General features: G+C 45.7%; 3 protein-coding genes. 1 reads left to right on the forward strand and 2 read right to left on the reverse strand.

Features of this window, described 5'->3' with window-relative positions; genetic code table 11:
• Positions 1-305: 305 nt before the first annotated feature.
• Positions 306-1,025: a hypothetical protein gene (locus ACESLU_RS13380; protein ID WP_372639131.1), complete on the forward strand. Its 720-nt coding sequence runs from the start codon at positions 306-308 to the stop codon at positions 1,023-1,025.
• 148 nt (positions 1,026-1,173) lie between these two features.
• Here the strand turns inward: ACESLU_RS13380 and ACESLU_RS13385 are convergent, their stop codons facing one another.
• Both ACESLU_RS13385 and ACESLU_RS13390 read right to left on the reverse strand, forming a co-directional pair.
• A complete protein-coding gene (locus ACESLU_RS13385; protein ID WP_372639132.1) occupies positions 1,174-1,590 on the reverse strand; it encodes a CoA-binding protein in 417 nt (138 codons plus the stop codon).
• Between the two features lie 407 nt (positions 1,591-1,997).
• The gene (locus ACESLU_RS13390) at positions 1,998-2,705 is read right to left on the reverse strand and encodes a DUF1080 domain-containing protein (RefSeq protein WP_372639133.1); all 708 of its coding nucleotides are present in this window, start codon (positions 2,703-2,705) and stop codon (positions 1,998-2,000) included.
• Between the last annotated feature and the right edge of the window lie 541 nt (positions 2,706-3,246).

Consider the following 3,246-nt stretch of genomic DNA (forward strand, 5'->3'; position numbering starts at 1 on the left):
CAGTCAATTTCCAGAATCCCTTCGCCGTTGGAAACTTCAATACTTGTAGGGTGCAGATCGTGACTCATAAATAGGGTTTGTTAAATTAAACTTATAGAAGATTTGACTAAACCGTTCGTTTGGCCGGTATCTTCATTTTCGCACATCCAAATCCTCGCAGATGCCTTATATGCTATGGTTTTGAATATTGTTCAGGCTTTGATATTGATTAAAGTTCCTGGTTTTGCAAAAGGCTTCTTAAAATTTCTTAGCTTACCATTCGACAACATTCAATATATGATGCATAACATACAAAATTCGAGCATATGTCCCTGCTGGTAATCCTGCTTCTTTTCCTGATTTTTATCCTCACCTTCTGGATGGGGTACAAGCGTCTGCTGCGACTGCGGCATCTGACCCAGCGGCGTCTGACGTATGGCTTTCTCGCAGCCATGGCCATTCTTACCCTTATGACTGCTGCCCACTGGATGGGGTATTTTCCACAACATATTGCCGCTAAATTTACCATGGGATTGTATACGACGGTAGCGGGATTTTTCCTGGGATTTGCCGTCCAACAGTTCATTCTTCGCCGAAAAACCGGTTATATGGAATACGCCTATCGATCGTTCTGGACCGAAGCCGTCCCAAATTTGATAAGCATACTGCTGATCGCCTTCGGATTGTACCGGATGCAGCTGTTTACCCTGGGTCCCTTTACGGGGATCGGAGTGACCTCCGGACTGTCCCTCCTGGCGTTTGGCCTGCTGGGGGTGACTATGCGTATCGTGCCGGAATTCCGCCAGAAAGGGATCCTGATCCTGGATCGGCTGGTCCCCTGGCAGGAAGTGGTAGCGTATCGCTGGCACCGGGAAAATGTGATACAGATCGACTACCTGAATGCCGACAGCGAGTTGACGGATTTCACCACAGCTGTTCCCGCAGAAGATCATCTGATCATCGAACGACTGCTGGGCAAGAAGCTAAAGGAACACGAAGAGCAGCGGAAAAAAATCCTGGAAAAAAGAGATCAACCCGGGCATTAGATGCCGGTTATTTGTTACGGGCTATTTGTGAAAGGCTGTCCATGGTCCGTCCCTTAGCTGAATTTCCAACATTCCACGTTAGACACGAAGTTGTAAAATCGGCAGGTCCGGCTGTTTTTCCCATATCCGAAATTTCAAAATCTCTAATCTACAGCAGTCTCTCGTGCTGAACCATAATACACTCGTTTTTCACATAGGGGAGTCCCGCTTCCCCGGCCAAAGCCTCTGCTTCCTCCGAGGAAACATCCATCTGGGTCCATACGACCGGTTTCTGTCCATTTTTTTCCACCCAGCCTATAACCTGTCGCACCATGTCAGCAGTATGGTCAGAATTACGAAAAATATCCACGATATCCACGGGATATTTCTCCGGGATATCTGCCATTTCATCATAGCAAGGCACGCCAAGCACCTCGTCATATTTCGGGTTGACCGGTATGATAAGATAACCGTTCTCTTTCAAGTAGCTTGCGATATGATAACTGGTACGATATTTATTGGCCGAGCACCCGATAATGGCAATCGACTTCGCTTTCTTTAAAATGTCAGAATATTCCGATACCATAATATCTTTAGATCTATGTACTGTTGTTCACTTCTGTATGTATACTCTACCCTCACGTTCGCGGATGTCCCGCTCCCGGGAGAAAAGCAACCTGACATAAGGAATCCCCTTAAAGGGCGCGAGATGTACGCTCCTGCAGTGGACAAATGTTCATTCACCCACACGACCTATTCAAAGTTTGCATATTGAATAGTCACAGAAAGCAATACGGGTTTCAGGCTCTTCGCTTCTTTCTCTATACCGCAGAATACGACTTTAACGGCACTTAGTAAAGTGCCTGCTTTGAACAAGTGTTACAGTATGGACCTGGTGATCCCTCCGGGAGTGCGTTGGACTTAATGCACTGTGGGTAGAGCCAGAGGATTTGAGTCAGTTTTTGGTTTCTTCAAGGTGAATAGTGAGTGTTGTTACCATGCTCCGTCATCACTTAATGCCGAGATAGGTGTCAAATCGAGCTTTCTGAACTCAACCTCTGCCCCCTCGGCCTGCACTGCAATCTGTCCCTCGCTCGCCGTAGCCTCTTCTCCATAGTTAACCAAATCCCCGTTTACCCACACTTTTACTTTATCGTCAAGAGCTTCGATAACCATCGTATTCCATTCTCCGACGGGATTTTCGGATCCGTCCGTCAGGTTCAATATTCTCCTTTTTTCTCCTTCGGTGATCCCCCACTCCTCTTTGGGACCGCGGCGCTCTACCATATTGGGCACGCTTATATCTTCAACGATGCACCAGAAATCACCCGCCTGTTCATGCATCATTTGCACTTCAATGGACTGGGGAAACATATCGTAAAGTGCCCGGGGCGTAGAGGCGTGAACCAAAACGCCGCAATTACCCGGTTCCCCCGGAAACCGGTATTCCACTTCCAGCCGGTAGTCACTGTATACTTCATCAGTAATAAGATGTCCCCTCGGTTCGCCCAGGCTGACGAGCATCCCGTCGCGTTCGATGAAGGGATCTCTCAGGGTCGAATCCTCATCCAGGGGCGGCACGTCCATATGCCACCCGTCCAGGTTTTCCCCATTGAAAAGACTCTGTGTCTGTGGTTGTGAACTGCATGACAGGGTTCCCGCTATAAGCAAGCATATAAAAAAACTAATATTTTTTTTCATTATATTTATTTAACCTGTTTATTATTGATTTTGTGATTCCTGATTTTTGCAAGGATCAACCGAAATTTTTGCAAGGATCAACCGAAACATAATTTAACAGCCAAATTGAAAACTACAAAAGAAGATATGGACGAATTTTCTGCCTCACCTGCCATGGCCTGAGTTTTTTTCTTCGGGGAGTACGTTCAAAGCCAACAGAAATTTGAGCTTCTTCTTTTCTATTGACGTTACTTCGGTTCAGTAATAAATACGGCAAGCACTATTTTCAATCCGGAGACCATTACCGAAAAGTATGGTTATACAGGCCTCTACAACATTACAACACTGCATCATAACATATATAATTATATTGCCGCAAACCCAAAGAACGAATAACAAAATCAATAGATGGTTTCAAGAGTAAAGTCATTTCTGAATCGTCATAAAAAATACGCTCCTGTTCTCTTTTTTATCGGTGGATTTATCTGGGATAGCCTCACGCTGGGACGTATTGATGGCTGGTACAGCAATACGGTGCTGTTTTTATATCTGATAGGCCTAA

It is taken from the genome of Fodinibius sp., assembly GCF_041642155.1.
Lineage (GTDB): Bacteria > Bacteroidota > Rhodothermia > Balneolales > Balneolaceae > Fodinibius.